Annotated in this window: 20 protein-coding genes; 5 read left to right on the forward strand and 15 right to left on the reverse strand. The window is 33.7% G+C overall.

Annotation, left to right across the window (positions count from 1 at the left end; genetic code table 11):
* Positions 1–51: 51 nt before the first annotated feature.
* Positions 52–534, forward strand: coding sequence for a very short patch repair endonuclease (locus FHR29_RS11155; RefSeq protein WP_183914665.1), 483 nt, complete (start codon positions 52–54; stop codon positions 532–534).
* A 153-nt stretch (positions 535–687) separates the two neighbouring features.
* Here FHR29_RS11155 and FHR29_RS11160 read toward each other — a convergent pair whose 3' ends face one another.
* The 5 genes from FHR29_RS11160 to FHR29_RS11175 form a co-directional block, all read right to left on the reverse strand.
* Positions 688–957 carry a hypothetical protein gene (locus tag FHR29_RS11160; protein ID WP_183914667.1) on the reverse strand — a complete coding sequence of 90 codons (270 nt, stop codon included), beginning with the start codon at positions 955–957 and terminating at the stop codon, positions 688–690.
* 447 nt (positions 958–1404) lie between these two features.
* The gene (locus FHR29_RS26650) at positions 1405–1536 is read right to left on the reverse strand and encodes a hypothetical protein (protein ID WP_260292057.1); all 132 of its coding nucleotides are present in this window, start codon (positions 1534–1536) and stop codon (positions 1405–1407) included.
* Between the two features lie 46 nt (positions 1537–1582).
* Entirely contained in the window at positions 1583–2095 is a 513-nt protein-coding gene (locus tag FHR29_RS11165; protein WP_183914669.1) for a DUF6591 domain-containing protein, read from the reverse strand.
* A gap of 35 nt (positions 2096–2130) precedes the next feature.
* Positions 2131–3180 (reverse strand): type I restriction endonuclease, encoded by a 1050-nt coding sequence (locus FHR29_RS11170; protein WP_183914671.1) that lies wholly within the window; start codon positions 3178–3180, stop codon positions 2131–2133.
* Positions 3181–3205: 25 nt separating this feature from the next.
* Positions 3206–3811: a PH domain-containing protein gene (locus tag FHR29_RS11175; protein ID WP_221197844.1), complete on the reverse strand. Its 606-nt coding sequence runs from the start codon at positions 3809–3811 to the stop codon at positions 3206–3208.
* 375 nt (positions 3812–4186) lie between these two features.
* On the opposite strand from FHR29_RS11175, the gene FHR29_RS11180 reads away from it, so the two are divergent.
* Both FHR29_RS11180 and FHR29_RS11185 read left to right on the forward strand, forming a co-directional pair.
* Positions 4187–4756: a thermonuclease family protein gene (locus tag FHR29_RS11180; RefSeq protein WP_221197845.1), complete on the forward strand. Its 570-nt coding sequence runs from the start codon at positions 4187–4189 to the stop codon at positions 4754–4756.
* Positions 4753–5055, forward strand: a complete 303-nt coding sequence (locus tag FHR29_RS11185) for a DUF6804 family protein (protein ID WP_183914674.1) — start codon at positions 4753–4755, stop codon at positions 5053–5055. Before FHR29_RS11180 ends, FHR29_RS11185 begins: the two co-directional genes overlap by 4 nt.
* Before the next feature lie 46 nt (positions 5056–5101).
* Here the strand turns inward: FHR29_RS11185 and FHR29_RS11190 are convergent, their stop codons facing one another.
* From FHR29_RS11190 to FHR29_RS11235, 10 genes are all read right to left on the reverse strand, one after another.
* Entirely contained in the window at positions 5102–5791 is a 690-nt protein-coding gene (locus FHR29_RS11190) for an OmpA family protein (RefSeq protein ID WP_132771211.1), read from the reverse strand.
* A gap of 3 nt (positions 5792–5794) precedes the next feature.
* Entirely contained in the window at positions 5795–7420 is a 1626-nt protein-coding gene (locus FHR29_RS11195) for a hypothetical protein (RefSeq protein WP_183914676.1), read from the reverse strand.
* A 5-nt stretch (positions 7421–7425) separates the two neighbouring features.
* Positions 7426–8280 (reverse strand): hypothetical protein, encoded by an 855-nt coding sequence (locus FHR29_RS11200; protein WP_183914678.1) that lies wholly within the window; start codon positions 8278–8280, stop codon positions 7426–7428.
* Positions 8267–11668: a hypothetical protein gene (locus FHR29_RS11205; RefSeq protein WP_183914680.1), complete on the reverse strand. Its 3402-nt coding sequence runs from the start codon at positions 11666–11668 to the stop codon at positions 8267–8269. The genes FHR29_RS11200 and FHR29_RS11205 overlap by 14 nt, the downstream gene beginning before the upstream one ends.
* Positions 11669–11672: 4 nt before the next feature.
* Positions 11673–13187: a hypothetical protein gene (locus tag FHR29_RS11210; RefSeq protein ID WP_183914682.1), complete on the reverse strand. Its 1515-nt coding sequence runs from the start codon at positions 13185–13187 to the stop codon at positions 11673–11675.
* A gap of 2 nt (positions 13188–13189) precedes the next feature.
* The gene (locus FHR29_RS11215) at positions 13190–13582 is read right to left on the reverse strand and encodes a hypothetical protein (RefSeq protein ID WP_183914684.1); all 393 of its coding nucleotides are present in this window, start codon (positions 13580–13582) and stop codon (positions 13190–13192) included.
* A gap of 6 nt (positions 13583–13588) precedes the next feature.
* Positions 13589–15058: a hypothetical protein gene (locus FHR29_RS11220; RefSeq protein ID WP_183914686.1), complete on the reverse strand. Its 1470-nt coding sequence runs from the start codon at positions 15056–15058 to the stop codon at positions 13589–13591.
* 439 nt (positions 15059–15497) lie between these two features.
* Positions 15498–16163: a response regulator gene (locus tag FHR29_RS11225; protein ID WP_183914688.1), complete on the reverse strand. Its 666-nt coding sequence runs from the start codon at positions 16161–16163 to the stop codon at positions 15498–15500.
* Between the two features lie 14 nt (positions 16164–16177).
* Positions 16178–17860: a tetratricopeptide repeat-containing sensor histidine kinase gene (locus FHR29_RS11230; protein ID WP_183914690.1), complete on the reverse strand. Its 1683-nt coding sequence runs from the start codon at positions 17858–17860 to the stop codon at positions 16178–16180.
* A gap of 93 nt (positions 17861–17953) precedes the next feature.
* Positions 17954–18112, reverse strand: coding sequence for a hypothetical protein (locus tag FHR29_RS11235; RefSeq protein WP_165905932.1), 159 nt, complete (start codon positions 18110–18112; stop codon positions 17954–17956).
* Positions 18113–18516: 404 nt separating this feature from the next.
* Between FHR29_RS11235 and FHR29_RS11240 the strand changes: the two genes are divergently transcribed.
* Both FHR29_RS11240 and FHR29_RS11245 read left to right on the forward strand, forming a co-directional pair.
* Positions 18517–19581, forward strand: coding sequence for a hypothetical protein (locus FHR29_RS11240; protein WP_183914692.1), 1065 nt, complete (start codon positions 18517–18519; stop codon positions 19579–19581).
* A gap of 21 nt (positions 19582–19602) precedes the next feature.
* Positions 19603–19920, forward strand: a complete 318-nt coding sequence (locus tag FHR29_RS11245) for a hypothetical protein (protein WP_183914694.1) — start codon at positions 19603–19605, stop codon at positions 19918–19920.
* Positions 19921–19964 lie beyond the last annotated feature (44 nt).

The following is a 19964-nucleotide window of genomic DNA, read 5'->3' on the forward strand; positions in this document are numbered from 1 at the left end:
AACATAACTTTCTGCCTCGTTTCTTTCCATTTTATTACGTAAATTCATATCATGCAATTTTATGATGATGACTCAGAAAAAATTCATGTTCCCCGCTTTGAAGAAAAAGCCGGTTTCTACACTAGCGCAAAACGGAGCAGGAATATGTCCAGAATTAGGTCCAAAAACTCCAAACCTGAGCTGATATTAAGAAAAGCATTATGGTCAAAGAATATCCGTTTCCGACTTCATGATAAATCTCTTCCAGGGACACCAGATATTGTCATCAAAAAATATAAGCTGGCTATTTTCGTAGATGGAGAATTCTGGCATGGATACGACTGGATAAATAACTGTAACCGCATCAAATCAAACCGGCTATTCTGGATACCAAAGATCGAAAGAAATATGCAAAAAGATGTCCGCACCAATCGAGCCTTACGTAGCTTGAACTATACTGTATTCCGGTTCTGGACACAGGATATCATCAAGAACCTTCCAATTGTACTCAATCAGATTGAACTGTTCTTAGAGACAAGAAGGCTGTGGAAGTAGTGACATTTTTTAAGATAGAAATAGTTTAGAAAATTAAAATCTACCTGATAAATTATATTTTAGAATTTTAATCCTCCACAATTTGTTAAATGTGGAGGATAATCAAAGAACCAATGTCATATGAATCTATGATAGGTTGCTAAAGATGGCATATTAAATCGCAACAAATTCTTTAGCTAAGACTGCGAGTGCTTTATCTATGGTCACATTTAAGCTTTTGCAAACTGATTTAAGATCATTGATCGCGGCATCAGAAGATTTATTTGAATGCCATAAAGTCGTATTCGGTAAATAGTAAACTTTAGTTTGTCCGTTAAAACTAAAAGATTCTGAATACCCCAATTCTTTCATTTTATCTTTCACTTGTGAATGTTGTGTGTCGATATCATATGATATCACAATTGTTGAAACTGTTGTTCCCATAAAAATTATATTTTTTAAATGAACCCTAAGAAACTACAAAACAACTTAGTTTACTTATGGAAAACCGTATAAAACATAGTCAAAAAAAACATGTCGGTTTTTCTTTATTAAGAATATCTAAATATTACAAAAGTTAAGCTTAAAAGATTCAAAACTTACTTAAAAATAACTATCATAATCTGCAAATCGAAAAGAGATACTTCTTTAATGCGAATATCTTTGATAAGATGAGGCTTCCAACAATTGTAAAACATGATTAATCGTTTAAAATTCATTCTAAAAACCGGTGAATTAAATATTAGTTTGTTTTAATTACACATTTAACAAAAAAATGCAAGGGTTTTAGAAATTTATCCAAAAACATAGATACTTTTCATAAACTAAACCTCGCATTTTTAGTTTGTTTCGAATTTTCAAGAAACATTTTAAGATATTATACGGGAATGATTATTTTCCTTGCTGTCTCTTGGGAGGTTTTAACGAAGGAGTATTACCCGGTGTTTCTTTATTATCACGTTGCCTTCTGTCTGGTTTCCCTGTTGAAATTGCTGTCCTTTTTGGTCCTGGTTTTAGTGCCATAATTTTAAAATTTAAGTTAGTATATAGATTTAATAATTAATGTTGTTTATATTTCAGTAATAGTCTTCAACAATTTACTCTGCAACTTGATAAATTTTGCAGACTGTGAAATAGATAAATCTCCTTGTGCATTTTCAATTTTCTCCTGCAAATCGGTTGCTTTTTGCATATATTCTGCATATTGTGCTATCGCATTTAAATCTCCATTTTTTGCTTTTTTCATCAATACAACATAATGATCAATGTAGTCTTCATAACTTTTCAATAAAGCATCCCAATTTTCATTACCTTTTGATGAACTAGCAGTTGTTACAATTTCTTCTTCTGCATTGTCAGATTCTTCATTGGCATCATGATCATTTTCTGAGTTTGAACTTTCAATAACACCTTCTTTATCGGCAGAGATCTCTGCTATATCGGACGCTAAACTTTTACTTGTTAATTCTGTTTCGTCTGCCGATTGGTCCTTATCTTTATGATCGGAATTTCCTCCGCAAGAAATATGTATTGCAGAAATTAGAATAGCTACACATACAATTGATTTATTAATATTCATCATGTATATTTTTAGATTGGATTAGTTTTTAATGATTGTTAATAGTTCGCGACTGTCTCTACAATCTGCTCGGAGTATTTGTATATATCGTCTAACGATTGGAGATCATATTTCACTTCCTTTTTCTCTTTATCGAACAATCCAATACGTAGGCGATTAGGAGTGAAATAAAAGCGACAAATCGGCTTCCGGTTATTATCATCGAGCAGTATACCACAATAAGACTGGTTGTCGCGCATAAAAATACGCCCTACTTCAATGTCTTTGCGCAAAATAGACTTCACGACTAAGAATCCATCAATCTCCTCTTCTGTTGTTACAATAACCGCATCATGCTCAATCGGAACTGCGGATGCATTTTGTTCCTCAACTTCAGTTTCTTTTTTAAGCGCACTTTTGAGTCGTTCGGCTATTTGGTCATTAATGATTTGGGTAAATACCCGTTTCACAAGAGGAGTGAATTGTTCTAATACTTTTGCCGTTACAACACTGGGATATACTTGTCTGGTAAAAAATCGAACAAACTCATCACTAGGATTCTGTATTTCGGAATTAGCTAAAATGGTCAATTCATTAAAATATTTTAAATCGCTGGCTACACTAGAAATGCTTTCTAAATCAAATACTGTTTTATGGAATTTTTTTAATTCGGACACTTCATTGTCCTTGATATCCATAATCTTGAATTCGAAGAAGGGTTTTTCATCCATCTTATTGGCGGTAACAAGATCTGTATAGAAACGATACTCAATACCATTGGTCAATAGTCCAAACTTGGCTTCTGTAGTATGAAAATAACGGAAAAGCTGTGAGTTGTGTGGATCTAGGCCATCAGCAAAATGCTTGCACTCAATCAAAATAACAGGTTTTTCGTCACGTAAGATCGCATAATCGACCTTCTCACCTTTCTTAATCCCAATATCAGCTATAAATTCTGGTTGTACCTCAAAAGGATCAAAAACATCGTACCCTAATATTTTTAGGAATGGCATCACGAGTGATGTTTTGGTAGCTTCTTCGGTTTTGATTTGTGGTAAAAGTCGATCTACTCTTTTCGAGAACTGACGAATTTCATCTTTAAAATCCATAATAAATTATTTTGTGTTATATAAATTACATTCGTGAGAGTACTTGCTCTTTTTTAGAATTGAATTCATCTTCTGTAATCAATGCATTTTCTAGCATTCTTTTCAATTTTGAAAGAGTTTCAAGAGGATCTTCACTTTGTACCGGAGCTACAGGAGCAGAGTTAACAGGAGAATTGATGACAATACCTCCACCTGCTAATGCGCGTTTATCTTCAAGGTCGCGAAGTCTTCTCTCATCTTTCTTCATCTCCTCCATTTCTTGTGCAAAACGATATAATTTTCGTGCCTGCGCCTTAGGTATATCTTCCATTATATCAGTTTGTCCCGTAGTGGTCTTGATCGTAATATCTGCAGCAAATATCCCTTCACGCAGATGTACATCCATTACTTGGATCCACGAAAAGTCAGTAAAACTTAACGATAATCCGAAGGATTTTGGGCGAATAAGAATAATACGACGATCGGTCAGTACGATACAATCTGGAGAAAAATTTATTCCAATGGTCTTTTTTTGTACAGCGATGTATTTGATCTCTTCATTTTCTGTACAGAACTCTTTAACCTTTGGTAACACCTTCTCAATTACTTTAGGATCTTGCTCCTCTGAAATTAATTCCTTTATTGAAATCATGATTAATTGGGTAGAATTTAATTAAGAAAACAATCTCCCCTATTCCTGAGAAGAGTATCGTTTCTGATACTCCAAAAGTAATAAGTAACCTAAAGGGGTAGTTACGGGATACCATAACGACAGAAAAAATTTAAATGATACTTTTGACATCATTATTAATCTGATTATTCACGACTAAATAACTAAAACATGTATAATTCATGCGCCTGGTGCAATAAAGAAATCCAGTCTGGAAAAGAAAAAAAGAGTTATAAAGGGAAAAGTTTTCCAATGAAAGTCCTAACGCTCTTTTTTGGAAAATCCTATTGCTGTGAAAGGTGTCGCAATTCGGCAGAGAAAAGAAAAGGAAGAAGGTAGATAAAATAAAACCTCTATATGAAAAGTACTAATCGAAAATGGAGCTTTCTATTCAGTTCTCTTCTCCTGATATCATCTCCGATAACTGGATGCCAATCTAAATCAGAAGATTACAAACAGAAAATGCTGGGATTTTCCGACAATGGGACAGCCGAAAGTAAACGCATCTCCAAGGACATATACCTCGTAACCAAGGTATCTGATGGGGATACCTTCTGGTGTAAAAACGATCGAGAGCAGCGAATCAAAATTCGTCTTATCGGAATAGATGCACCAGAGCCCCGCAATTATTTTCGGATGAAAGAGCAGGCTTTTGGCAAAGAGGCTTCCCAATACGCAAAAAATCTTCTTCTACATGAAAAAATCAGACTGGAATTTGATGTGGATTCTATGGATCAATTTGGTCGTACACTAGCTTATGCTTATCTGCTTGATAATACTTTTGTAAATGAAAAAATTATCAAAGATGGGTATGCGGTCCTGATGACGATTGCTCCGAATGTAAAATATGAAAAACGTTTCTTTGAGAGCCAAAAATATGCTCGGGAAAATAAATTAGGTTTGTGGGCAAAACCAATTACAGAATGAATCTAAAAAATCTTAAAATTATTTTGATATGCGGATTGATCTTAGCATTACTTCCCTTACCTTATGGCTACTTTACTGTACTTCGTGTATTTTCATGTGTCGTATTTATCTTGCTCATATTAAATATCCCTAAGAGCAAAAGAAAGAGAAATAATAAAGAACTCATTATCTATTTAATATTATTACTCCTATTTCAACCTATTCTAAAACTTCCATTAGGACGGACAATCTGGAACATCGTTGATGTCTTTACTGCAATATGGTTACTACTGAATCTGAATAGCAAGAAAAAGAAATGACAGCATTAAATTAATGCTGTCATTTCTTTTTCTGTCATTGCCACTCTTATAATTTACGATTCGAAATCTTAGGAACGATTTGTATAATAAAACGTTGGTTATTATCTTCATTATCAATCTTACGTCCTACTCCCCCCCATCCATTGCCAGATAGCTGTAAATCTATAAGTTCTCCATAAGCTTTCTCTTCAAAATCTATCCCTTCTTTTTTCCAAAACTCCCAAAGGGCGTATGCACGATTATAACTCAGGTCGTACTCTTTTTTCATTCCAATAGGAGAAGTATCTGCACTATAGAGTTTTGATGCGTATCCAGATATGATAACTAAATAAGATACCTTCTCTTTATTCTCCCGGTTTTGTTCTTTAGCAGAATTGACAACGTCATCTAAAACTTGTTTAAGCTTTTTACCGGCATTAATAATATTAGTTTTGGTTTCTTGATATCTTTCCAAATTACCATCCATAATCTCAAACTTGGAAGGTTTAAATTTAACATCGAAGCTAAGTAAAAAACGTTTGTACTTGTCCTCGTAGGTAAATGAACTATTGTCCTTTAAAGGCATGAGCGAATTTTCGACTTCTTTATAAACTTGTAATTGTTCATCTTGTGCAATAATGGTATTTCTATTGTTGACATATGTAACAACAAATAAGACCAGTACAATAAAAAACAAACTTGTCATCAAGTCAGAAAATCCAACCCAGAAAATATTATTTCCTTCTTTTTTAGCCATCGTTTACTTCTTTTGGAAAATACGTTTAAAAAAGCTTTCGTTATTTTTTTCAACTTCTTCTTTGAGCTTATTGACAAGGTTATACATAGAATTTAATTTACTGATTTCTTCCTTTCTATCTGTCACATTGGAAACCTTACTATTTACCTCATTAAGTGTGCTCACAATCGTTGATATTTGTTCTTTGTTCTGATGGATATCTAAACCTAATTTGTTCACTTGATCAACATGATTAACTTGCTTAGTGAGCATATCAGATTGATGCTGATCAAATCCTTGTTTTATCTCAGGTAATACGGTAAGATTATCCAAAAGATCAAATTTGTCAAATTTGGTGACATTTTCAGTATAGGCTTTTTCCAATAATTCATGCTGCTGATTAATCAAGTTAACGAGACCTTCACGCTTCATAATGACATGATTTTCGAACGATTTTAACGTATCATCCAGGTTATCATCTACTCTGAGAATCATCTTTTGATAGCGACTGGACATGTCATCTAAACTTGAAAACTGCTGCTTTAAAAAGGATATAATTGAATTGGTATCATCAACCCGTGAATCAATTTTATTGGCTATCCCTTCAAAGTTATTGGCGCGATCCAGTAATTTTGATATACTATCGCTCAATGCTCTGGTTTCACCTAAACGGCTATTAAGGCTTTCGACAAAGACATTAAATTTATCAAAGTTATTGGTTGCTTTTTCAAGTCTTAATAAAACATTGGCATTCAGCTGTACGAAATCATTCGCATTGAGTTGTTCCAATCTTCCTAAAACAGTATCCTGAACTTTTAACGTTTCATAATTCTTTTTAAACAAATAACTCAATGTATTAATATTGGCTGTAAACTCCATATTAAAGGAATTCATAGTATTCGTCAACTTCGTAACTGAAGATCCAAAATCTTGACTAACGACAGGAAGAAGATCTGTCTGCACAAAATTGTAAAACCCATTTTTATTTAGTTCTACTGTTCTTTTTGCTTTTTTAAATGAATTTAAACCAATAAATGAGGTAATAAATAGTCCCAAAAAACTTGAAATCATTGCAATACACACAGCTAACAAAAAGTCATTCAATTCTAATTGTTTAACAGCACCAGATGTACCTGAATCATCAGTACTCCAAAGTTTGATCAACATAGTGAAAAGACCAAATATGATACCAACGATCGTAGCCATTAAACCTAAGTAAAGCGGCTTATTAATGGTTTCTTTGATTTCTTCCTCTTCTACGTTCACATTACGCTCAACTAGATCTTTTACGATACTGAAATCTGCAATACCGCCATTGTTTTTAAGCAAATAGATATTTAGAGATTCAATAATCTTATCAAAGTAAGTCCCTGATGTACTACTGGGGTTGATTAATGTTACATTTACAGTTCCTTCTGAACTGATTTCTGTATTTTCTTCATTTTGTAAACTTTGAAATATTTCGGCAACTTCACCTTCTTGCAATAAACTTTTTGAAACAGATAATTTTTCTGTCTTAAAATAATCGTGACGCGGAATAAATCGTTCAAACTGACGGATAGCTTCTTTAAGTGCGATACCTGTCTTCACCTGTTGAACAACAAAATAGCCAACAACTAATAATTCTAAAATAATATGAACCTGACCCATCGTGGTTAAATATATTTGATATTAATTTTTTCTATAACCTGCAACCTATTTTCAACTTTCTGAAGCCTGCCAACTTTAGATTCTTGAACAAAAGACTTTGCACCAGGAAAGTAATTATTCAATGATTCGCAAAAACCATCAATATAGCTATCACGATGTTGTAATGAGTTTGTAATGGCGTCCAGATTTGATTCATCCAAGCGAAAATAATATTCATTATCACGCATTGAGATAATATAAGGTGTACGTCTATCTTTTTTACTGACAGACTGAAGGTCTTGAAAAGCTCCACCAGTCATACAATTCCCGACGTATTCCTGCTGCTGAGGAACTGAAAGAATTATCGGTTCCGAAGGAGTCTCCACATCTTGGTGAATTACGGATTCTATTGTCTCAACAGTTGATGAAGATTCAGTCGAAACACTTCCATCTACAGGAACTACTTGATTAGACTTTACATCATTCGCATCAACTTTTTTGTTCAATTCCTCGATCTTTCGCACCAGTTCTTGAATCTGCTTTTTTAATGTATCAATATCTGATTCATTAGATCTACTTAAGGTTGAAGATACTTGTGGTCTGGACGTTTGACTTTGATTCAAAGACTGTTTATCCAGAAATTTGATTCTGTTTTCTAAATCAGAAATCGCTCCTTTTTGATTATTCGATTGGATTATCATTGCGACCAGGAGAAACAAAACTGTCACCCCTAATCCGATAACTACATATTGCAACGTCATATCAGACATTAAAAGTGTTTGACTATCAATATCACTCTGTTGAGCAAATGCAGAGCTTGGTTTGATTGCCAATAGCAGTGCTACAATTATTAAACTTTTGTTTATTTTACCAATTTTCATCTTCTTGTAATTTATTTAACATTTCACCTAGCATACCGCGAACGATGTGGAAAGACAGATTATCCGATACCATATCTGTCATCGAAATCTGTTTGAGTCGCTGTGCGAGACCTGCTTCCAGAAATTCAATGGCAACCTTCTTATCTAGTAGGATACTTTCAAATTTTCGTTTGAGATCATAATCGATACCAAAATCATTCTTATAATTAATCCCTGGCAGTTGAAGGAACAAGGAAACAAACTCCTTATAAGCTCCAAATACACTTTCATTAAATTGACCTTTTAGATCCTCGTAATTCAATGGATTATCATTAGATATAATGGTTCCTTCGTTATCTCCTAAATAACTTCGAAACTTTTCATCGAGACTATTCATGGAAAGTTCTGCGAGAATCTCTTCTCCTTCTTCCAGTACATTTATTGCTCCTTTTGAAGTCAGTTCTTTTGGATTATCCGGCACCAATACCTTTACTCGCATTTTGTCGGGAGATTCATGCAATCCGTAAACAGCATTAATAATTGCAGTTGCATATGTGACAATACTTTCCTTTTTAATAGTCTTATCAATAATCGATAAGAATTTAGATCCTGTTCCGGAAAAGGTCAAGTAGCTGGGGGCAGGTATATCAGCAATCTTCATTGCTTTAACGCTATTATAGATGATAGCGGCAAGATAGAATAAAAATACAGCCCGTTCATTAGAATGCATTGCTAAGAATCCATTAAAGCTTTTGTTGTTCACATCTTGTAGTTCTTTTTTCTTATCAATGGAAAAATAATAAGCAATGATATCTTCGATCTTACCACCTTGCTGGATTGTAGCCTCTATCTCATGTAAATTATGGTAGCCTTTTACACTAGATAATCCAGAAAAAAACTTAGTACCAAGTTTGTAAAATCCATTGGATCTAAAATCTGTCGCATAACCCGCGGAATAAAGATAATTGGCGCCAAAAAGTACAGATGAAATATTAATAACTTTTCGATTCTGATATACAACGCTATCAATAGTTCCACCACCAATGTCTAAAGATAAAATGGTATTAGTAGTTCCTAAAATCTTTCCTGTACTCGCAATTGAATAAAATGGAGCAATAGACTCGGAGAGTTTTATTATTTCAATTCCTTGACCAAAATGAATGGCAACAAGTTGTTCTATCAATCCAGCAATTAAATTTATTTTATACTGCCCATAACTTAATGGATAAGTCCAGGTAAATCTTGTTTTAGAAAGGTCGCCTCGTTCGACTAACACTTTAGTTTTACACATGACAAAAAGCTGTTCCAAAAACGAATGTACCCAAGCTTCACCCTCTAGATTCTCAATACCATTTACCCATTTAAGATTAGTTCTTGGTGTAACATTATTGAAAGTAGGTAAGCTAGTTTTTTCGTAAGTAAACCCAATATTATAATCCAAAATGGATTGATAGTTAGCTGGATTAAAATTATTATAATCGAAAAGGACTGTTCGAATTGGGAAATTATAATTCGATCCCTTTGACACATTCTCTGCTATAAATTCTAAATCCTTATGATTCTGAATTTCATTCAAGCTACTAATATCAGTATCTAGCTTATTAAATGACGTAGCAAAACCATTTTTATCGAATGGTAGATCCAATGGTGAAGGTACACTTCCATTAACAGCATACTCAACATGAGTGTTAGAGGTACCAAAATCAAGGGCAAAAGTAAATGCTCCACCAATATGGCGTTCATCTCGCCATAAAGGAATAAGATAATTACGGCAAGAACTTCCTTCTTCTTGAAAATGGATGGCATTAAAATGCTGTCTACATCTAAAATAATAGGTATTATAAAATGATCCATTACGGCTATCACGCTTCGCTTTCATGCTCCTGGCTGCAGCAGGCATGCCATCAAAAGCAAGTTGAAAGGCATGGCTATAATCATTTAATCCCTCGTCGATAACCTGAACATAATAATTAGGATTCACAGTAGCCTTTTGAATTGGAAATAACTGGAAATATTTAGCACAGGGTATGATTCTTCCTTTCTGAGAATTCAGATCCATTGTATCATACTTCTTTTCCAGTTCGACAACATGCCGTCCCCCGTCAATCGGAATACGCAGTTTCACATTAACTGAACTCTTCTTCTTTATTATCTCAATCATTTTCTTTCCAGAAAAGCTACATTCGATCAGATCTTTCTCGCTGAAATAAGTGAAAAATGTAGATTTTAAAGGGAGAAGATAGCCAACCCCTTGCTGGTCGGAATCGTTAATGAAATTTCCATCAAAAAAAGATTCCTTATTAACCTCATAAGGTATCTCGTAAATCTCGGACTCCAGAAAATCATCTACGGTCAAAAAAGGGTACTTAATATCCTTGCCGGGTAAGATCCGTATATCTAATATTTGATCCGTCGGATGCTGAACCTTTGTATTGACGTCCCATTTAACTCCTTGGTATAAATAATCCAGCATACCTAAATTTCCGTTGGTCGCAAGTACCATAGGGAGAAGACCTTGTACCGTTTTCGATGCATGGATCAAAAATTGAGATTCTCTACCGATTCGCTCATGGGTATTTTTTACACTTTTGGTACGAAAAGGCACATTAAATACTTCAACGAGATAATCATTTCCATCGATCGTTGTTTTGTTCTCTAAAAATTGAGCATCCAAAGTATTCACCGCCGTCATAAATACGCTGTCTGTATCCATTTTTTCTTTGATATTGCGTTTTACGTAATTATGAAACGTGGACATATACTGGTTCAATGAAGGATTTTCCTTAAAAAAAGCCATCAAATAGAGAATAAAGTCTTCATCTCTATTTTTTAGTGATGCAGGCTCCGTAAATAACTTACGGTCATGTAAAGTAACTTGTGCAAAACCCAAATCATTGGCTGAAGTAAATACGAGTGTCTTTGGAGAGGTGGCACCAATAATTTTATGATTGAAATAGAAAATGTAAATTCGATTAAGCTTATCAAAATTAAATGCTTGATCGTCCTGTTTAAGAAAAAGATCCAATGTACGTCCCAGTAATTGGTGACGGGAATAACTGGATTCTACTAACTTGACCAGATCGCGCTGTTTATCCCAAACCTTAATTGTCAACTCACCATTGATAGAATCTTTATTATAGAGCAGTTCCAATAGATCCAGACAGTCACTTACTAATTTGTGATGATGCGTATATCCATCTAATTTATTCTTTAAATCATTGAAATGTTTAAATGCCGAATGAAACAAATCCAATCGCGCAAATGGTGATGGTATAGAGGTTGGTAATGCACTACTTTGATCGCCGTCAGGGCTTATAATTTTATCAATGACAACACTACTATAATCTGTTCCTCGTGCTTGCCAATGTGTCATTGGGGTATCTTCAAAAAGTCTAAAAACTTTTGCCATAATATTAAAATAAGTTTTTGATTAACATACTATCAGTCGCATTATAAAACTTCACCAATAGCTTGTTTTCTACAGTTGGATATTTACTTTTACGATGTTCATTTAAGGCTGCAGTCAATAAATCATAGCTTTTCTCTTTAAATAATTTGAAGAGTCCTTTTCTCTCTGCGATGCCAGCAACTAATTGAAGTAAATCCGAGTTCTGGGTAGTAATTCCAGTAACGGAACCTTGATTATCGATAATTTCTTTGATATTAAAAGGAGCAAAACTGATCCTATTTCGTTTCATTTCTCCTAACCATATTCGATATTGTTGTAAGAATCTGTTTAAATGAGCGTAAAATGTAGAACTTAAAAAGTTTTGATCGATTAATGGTGATGTTTCCTTTGCAAAAGGTGCAGATAGGTTTTCCTTTAGCTCATTTTCCAAGTACAATGAAAAACACAACAATTGGGTTAAATTAACTTGGATCTGATTTTGAGTTTCAAGAGCTAAATCTTTAAAAGTAACTACAGGATGATCCAATGATAGATCATTAACACCAAACTCTTTGTATTTCGGGTTTTGGGCATTTCCATTGCTGGTTTCCAATGTATTATCATTGGCAAAATCAACGATAGCGAGCGCTGCCGCTAATTCGACAAAATGGCTATCATTTTTCTGTCCACTACCACCAACGACATTCTTATAAACATTGTTATTATCATCTGCGATATAATAAAGGGCATTGATATCCTTGCTTTCACTTATATTATTATGATAATATTGTAATGCTGCTTTGGTTTTAGAATAGAAAGTCGAGCTCTGAATACTATCTGTAAGATCACCATCTAACTTGAAATAAGGCATGACCGTTATTGCGCCAACAACAGCATTGCGAAGGTGATCAAAGTTTTTTCCATTAACAATGCCTTGTCGAATATTCTTCAGAATTAATGGAAAACCTGCTGCACCCGTTCCTCCAAAAATGGATGAAATAATAAAGATTCGGTCACTACTGGTAAAGCAATTAGCAAATTGATTAAACTCATCCGATTCGGTAAACTTATTTAACACAATAGAACCAATATTAGGATTCCCTTGAAACCCAACCTCTAGATCTAAATTGAGATTTGCTTCTGAAAATAATATATCCATGAGCGCTTGATTACTGCCCCCATCTTCTAGCACATTGTAATCGATAAAATCTTTAAATTTTCCCCCATTAAGTCCGTCAATACTCAAACGAAATTCTTTTCCTATAGCATTGGTCCCGACTGTACCTATCACGTCACCAAGAGATTCAATTTTGTTCTTAAAAAAAACATTTTCGTTTTCTGGAGCTACGGCTTTCTGAATATTACGATATTCATTTAATAGGGACTCCGTTTTAGCGACATCAGCTGCAGATGAGTCCGGATCTAATATGATTGGAACTACCTCATATCCTGTACGAACTCCTGAAGCAAGTAGCATTGTTAATGATTTCAATACGCGAGACCCTGTCCCCCCTATTGCAAAAACATATAATTTAGGCATGATTAAAATGGAATTTTGGATACATTCTTTGATATCTTTTTGAACAAAAGCGATAAAACAATGAAAAGCAATGTGGTTAAAATAAAACTGCCAAAAGCAAGTGCTGAATATGCTTCACTTGGAAAATCTAAACTTTCGTTTTCAAAAATTCCTTTACAATCATTGTATAAAAATACTGCACTTATTATAGCGCTTAATAATAGCATTATTAACCAAACAATACGTTTAGCAAACTTTGGTCTATCTAATAGTAAATAATAAATTAGTGAAAATGCTAGAGCACATAAAATCGCAGCAAGTGCATACCTTTGATAGAGAAACCGTTCGAACATCTCTAATGAGAAATCTGTTGCGTAATAAAACTTCTCATAAAAACTTGCGAAAAAATCATTCATAGTTGGTTATTTAGTTAGGTTATATTTAATTTCAAATAAGACGTCATTGTTGTTATTGTGAATTTTGTAAGCTTCATAAACTCCATGGACTAAATTATTGAAGCCAAATGTCTGTTGAAGCGTGCTATGTACATCGGAATCATCTCTTGTTGACGAGCTGCTTACCCACTTTGGAATTTGACTTCTATAGCTAATATTTAATTGTTCAGGAAATGTTTTTTGATCAATTTTCAAGGTCATTAAATGAGTAAATCCGTTGTCTTTAATTCTATTCCAATCATTTTGTTTGATCAATGCCGGTTGATTATTTTTTGGAATTTCTTGAATAGCAACTACACTAGCACCAGAACTGATGAAATAGTTATCAATATCCAGTAGCGATTTTTTATCGGGAAAATTATTTAGATCTACTGCTAAAGAAAACTGAAATATTCCATCTAAAAACTTAATCTTCTTCAAAGATGTAGGTTCGTTAGCACGGTAATGTGCTTGACCTTTACTATTCGTGGACAGATACTGTGTATTTGGATTAACATCTTTATTTCCTTCTAAAAAAAAACTATGCTGATAACCTGGTAAATCTTCTAGTTTAAGTTTACTCAATAGATCCTGAACCAGCATATCATCTCCCATAATCCAAACATAGTAGGGTCTGTCTACATTGTGTAGGCTCGTTTTTTCATTTTTATAATTATAGTATACTCCATTGAAACTAGAGTTCAGTTTAATTATTGCAGTTGAAAAATCTGACTGTTTCAAGCGTTGCATGTAAGCATTCTTGGTTAAATTCTCCTGATAAATCAAACCTTCCTGACTAGACCTACCTTTTTCTAACGAATAGATACAATCTGATACAAAAATGGAAACATCGTTTTGCTTCATTTTAGTCAAGACTTTCTCAAAACATTGATTCAACTCGGAAACAAACTGATTTCCAACCTTGAAAGGCGCTACTCCAGGTTCTAGGGATTTAAAAAAACTATCTACATTACTGATATCGCTAGGATATATATCAGAATTAATGAAACTGAATTTAACGTGTTTTTGATCATAATGATAATTAAGTCCAATAACCAGGTTTGATAAAACTGCTTCGAAATTAGAGACACCCTTTACGTAACCATCCATACTCGCAGAATTTTCTAAATAAATAGAAAAATTAGGAACTACTTTAATTCCATCACAGTTTCCGAGATCAAGTTTACTTTTGCCAGCATTTTTACCTAAATATTCCTTGATAGAAGACTGCTCTACTTTACCGTTTTTAATAAATCTCTTTAATGATCTATCCTCATAATTCTTTTGAACATATTTGGTTAACTCATTTAGATCATTACAATCCAATACTCCATCTTTACCTAGCTCCTCTATTTTTTTTGTTAATTCTGACTTTGTGCCAAAAATCCCACAACTATAATACAGGATACTACATGTCAGGATAACTAAAACTACCTTCCCATAATTGTTTATTTTCATTTTAGATTAATTTTTAAAATTTTGTTGAGATTGTGAACAAAAGTAAAAGATGAGAGTATGCGTTGGTTACGGTTTCCCATAACCAAAAGAATCATTTAAGAAAAAAGAAAGCAGTAAAAAACTATAGAAGAGAATATTAAAGTTGAATAACCTTTTCAGGTAATGGAATTGATAATTTGCTGATAAGTTTTTACAAAAGAATCCAATTAATATTCTCTCACTATTAAGACAACTGAATACTACTTAAAGACTAAAAGTCACTTTCAAACAAATAAAAAAGGCTATCCAAAGATAGCCTAATATTAAGTTTATAATTGCATTAAAATATTGACAAACAAATACTTATTGCCAAATTTTTTATTAAAGAATGATTTTTTAAAGTATCAAATTTAGACTATGTAATTCCTTTTTTCTAAAACAAATTCGAAGTGAAAAAAATCTAAATAATACCTAGCTCTTTGCAATGGGCAACTAACTGTTCATTTTTAGTGAAATTTAGCACATCTTTCATGATATTGAGCCGCTTTTCAATACTGCTTAAACTAGATGGAATAACTTCTCGTTGCTGCAAATAAAGTGGCATATCTTTTTGAGATATCCCTTCGTATAATAACCGAATGATGTGTAGGTCAAATTGTGTAAACTCATGCGAGTTGCGCTCTTGAATAACTTTTTTTACATCTGGAGATTGATAGGTTTTATTATTATATACGATCTGAAGTGCTTCGCGTAAATGTCGCCCGTCATGTCGCGCTTTACGGACCATGCCATCAATTTCATTTAACTTAAACATATCACTTATCTTACTAGTTCGATCTTTTGCTGTGAATAATATGACCTTAATATCAGGTTGCACCATCTTAATCGCTTTAATCAGTGATAAGCCATCTTTTAATTGCTGTGGGCTTTCATCATCTTCGAATTCAATATCAGTAATAATCAAATCATATGGATCCTTATCGCGAAGTGCATTATTTATCCAGGTCAATGCATGATCGCAATAATGAACGTACTTGACATCTTCTACACCAAGATCTTTAAGTGTTTTCTGTACTGAAATATTGGTCATCTCGTGATCTTCGGCAATGAGTACTTTTTTAAACATACATTATCGTTTTTTTATAATATGGGTATATTGATTTTCACACTAAGCCCCTTCCTCTCTTCTTTGACAAAGATAATTTCACCACCAATACCTTCGATACGGGAAACCATATTAGATAAACCTTTTCCATATGTTTTTGAATCTGCGAGACCAATCCCATTATCTTTATAAAAAATTTCTAACTGATTACCCTGGTTTTCAAAACGAATAACAACTTGATCTGCTTGACTGTGTTTTTTCATATTGACCATTAATTCCTGCAGGACATGACTAACCTCTTCCTTGGCCCGTTTATTTAGTCGTGTCCATAGATCTGGTTCATTTCCGGCAATAAGGACACGACGGTGATCACTTGCAAATGATTTGAGGAGATCTGCCAGTTTTTCACTGTAAGAAACCTCGGCTACAGTCTGCTCTTCAACATCATGTGAGATATCCCGCGATTTTTGGTACATATCGTCTAGTTTGTCCAGTACACCTTCCCGATCAATATCTTCCTTATACTCGATTTCAGTCATAACACGATAAATTCCATTGGCTACGACATCGTGAATTTTCTTCGAAAGATGAAGCTGGTTTTGTTTGATCTTATTCTGTGCTTCAAGTTCAAGTCGCTGTTTACGTTTTTTGTACCAGAAGATTCCAAGGACAATTAAAAACAGGAGAAAACCTATCCCAATACGTTGAATAACTAAATGCGATTCCTTTTTTTCATTCTCTTTTTCCAATACTAAATTCTGTGCTTTGCTCTTTTCGGACTCATAACGAATTAAAGCAAACTGATTCTTAGCTGCTGTTCTTGCAGTTTGAAGACTATCGTTTAAACTAAGATATGTGCTGAGATAGCGCTCAGAGTAAATAGGGTTCATTTGGACCAAACCTCTTAATGCGTTGAGTTGATCATCAGCACTTTTAATTTTTTTAGCGATCTCATATTGCTTACTCAGATAATATATGGATGAATCCATATCTCTACCTTCATAGTATTTAGAAAGTGTTGCATAACTTGAGTTTTGCCCCCATAGATCATTTTCTTTTAACCGTATATTTAAAGCTATATGGTAGACTAGAATTGGATTATAAGAATGACTAGACGCCCATTTCGTTTTTGCCAAATTATTTAAAAACTTAGCGTACGCAGTAGTACCTTTTGGAGTCTTAGTAAGAATATCATCATAAAGCTTAATAGATTCATCATAGCGTTTGACATTTCTTAAACAAACGGCTAAATTATTTTTATATAACAAAATATTGTCATGATCTATTGAATACTGAATGGCTAGCCTATAATATGGAATAGCTTGATCAAACTGTTGCATTTCATCTGTTGCATTGGCTATTGTATTATAAGTATGACTTAATATTGCTTGCTGATTCTTGTCTTTCGGATCCAAATACTTGATGGCTTCCACAGCTGTCTCTTGAGCTCCAAAAAAATCACCCGAATCATATTGGATAGTAGCCATATAAATTAAACAACGTGCAACGTAAACGCTGTTTTTGTACTGAAGATACTTTTCCTTTGCCTTATTAAAGTAATAAAATGTACTATCGCTTCTGCCATTTTCCCATAAAAAAAATGCTTTGTCATAGTATTCATTTTCATTCAATATTTTTTCTGCCTCTTTGTGCTTAACATCTGTACAAGAAACAGTAAAACTAAGTAGTAGAAGGCAAAAGATTAAGATTTTATACACGGCTAAAGATTTAACCGAATTTATCAAATTTTACCCAACAATACAATTGTGAGTAACTAAAAAGGAGTAAGTTTCCTTACCCCTTAAAAAAAATTAATGTTTTGGTGGTACTGTATTACCTTTATCTCCACCATCACCATCATCTGGATCATCATAGCCTGATGTTTGCATAGTTGTTGGATTTCCTTGTGTTGGCTGTGAACTACTTGGTTGACCTATTCCGAATAAAAAATATAATATTAAACTCCACATGATTCAAAAAATTAGAATGTAAAAACCTGGTAGTTCCATATGCTCCGTGCATAGGATTACTACATGTGTTTTCAGAAGGCCTTCTGAATTTTTTGGGAAGTAAGAGTGTCACTCACGGGAGGCAAAAGCTGCTTCCCAAACCGGCTAACGACTACCGTGAGATCTTCTCATTGTGAAATCTATTTAGTATCTTAGTCTCATAAACTAATCAATCTATCATCTGACTTCGAAAACAAAGGTATAGCTGTTAAAAGCCTCTGCATTAAACATTTCCAATGTTTCAATACATTTCAAAAGCTTTCAATCGATTTCCAATATTTTCCAATCGAACGCGATGATTATAAGTATTTTTGAAGCTACGGTTTCCCGTATTTTACAATGTAGAATTGACTTAATTTTGAACCATGTTTGAAAAATTTCAAGAGGCCGTAAGAAATGCCTACCTAGATTTAAAGAATAATAACCAGCTGGACTCTCCGCGTGAATCGCCTTCAACAGGCGACTTAAAAAACTGGTGTCAGCAATGTTTGGAGCGTGGGCTGACAAAGGAGGATGAAGCTATATTTAAAACTTTTTTTAATGATAGCAAATCGACAGATCGATCCCTTAAAGAAATTGTAAAGAATTTCGATGCAGATAAACTCCGCCCTCTGAGATACTTTATCATTAACGATAAAGCCAAAAGACCTGACAGAAATTATGTAAATTTGCTAGCCGTATTAGTAGATTTCAGTCCTCGTCCTTATAATTTTAATGATTGGAATGACAACTCAAGTACAAAGAAACCACCTATCCAGACAGATACTGAAGATGACGAAAAGAAAAAAGAAGAAGTTAAGGGAAATGATATAAAAAAAGCGACTGGTCCTTCCACAGAGGAAGATACTTCTAAAGAAGAATCAACTAAAATCGAGAAGGGAATAAATGATCCAGATCCAACTGGTCAACATGAAAATACCGCCGCTAGCGATGGTGATAAGAGTGAAAAAGTCGTAATTACTAAAGCTGGACCTTCGGTTGATACTACAGAAGTTTCTACACCAAGTCCTATAAAGGGTAAAACTTTTTTCAGGAACAAAACGTATTATCCATATGGAGGTTTGGCAATTGTCATTATTGCAATCGTTATATTTTCATTTATAAATAAGGAGTGTATGTGCTGGAATGGAATCAAGTATATAAAGGTAGATTGTAGGGATAATACACAACCCAACCAGATCATAGGTCTAAATGAGGATAAGCTCAATAATTTTGAGAAAATCATGAAACCTGATACCTTGACTAAAGCAGATGTAGGTAAAGTTTGGTATTCAAAAATTGAAAATGAGGTTGAGTTTTTTACTCTTGCGGGGCATCATCCTGTACACAATAAAAAATCTCTTAAAGCGGCTACTGAACATATCATCAATACTTGGGCAGGGCGTAAAAGCGTAAATTTGGATAATAAATCCATTGAATCTTTACCTTAAAATCTTTATTAATAACAAAACATGATAAAAAATCTAATTTTAATATTCACACTATCAATAATTGTAGTGATTTTATTTGGTCAAAGTCAGTATGCTACTACAGCTAGTGGTCAGAAGGTGATTTTAAAATCGGATGGGACATGGGAGTATGTAAAATCTAATTCATCATCTATAAATAAACTATCTTCTGGAACTGGTAACTCCAATTTGAAAGAAAAATCTTCTAAGAAACAAAGAAATTCTTCAGCAAGATCATATATAAGAGGTCCACGTGGTGGATGTTACTACATTAATGGTAACGGAGGGAAAACCTATGTGGATAGAAGTATGTGTGATTAAGAATTGAAAAAGCTGTATTTAATAAATATGCTTATTTATAACTG

The sequence above is a fragment of the Sphingobacterium sp. JUb56 genome, assembly GCF_014191365.1.
GTDB classification, from domain to species: Bacteria; Bacteroidota; Bacteroidia; order Sphingobacteriales; family Sphingobacteriaceae; genus Sphingobacterium; species Sphingobacterium anhuiense.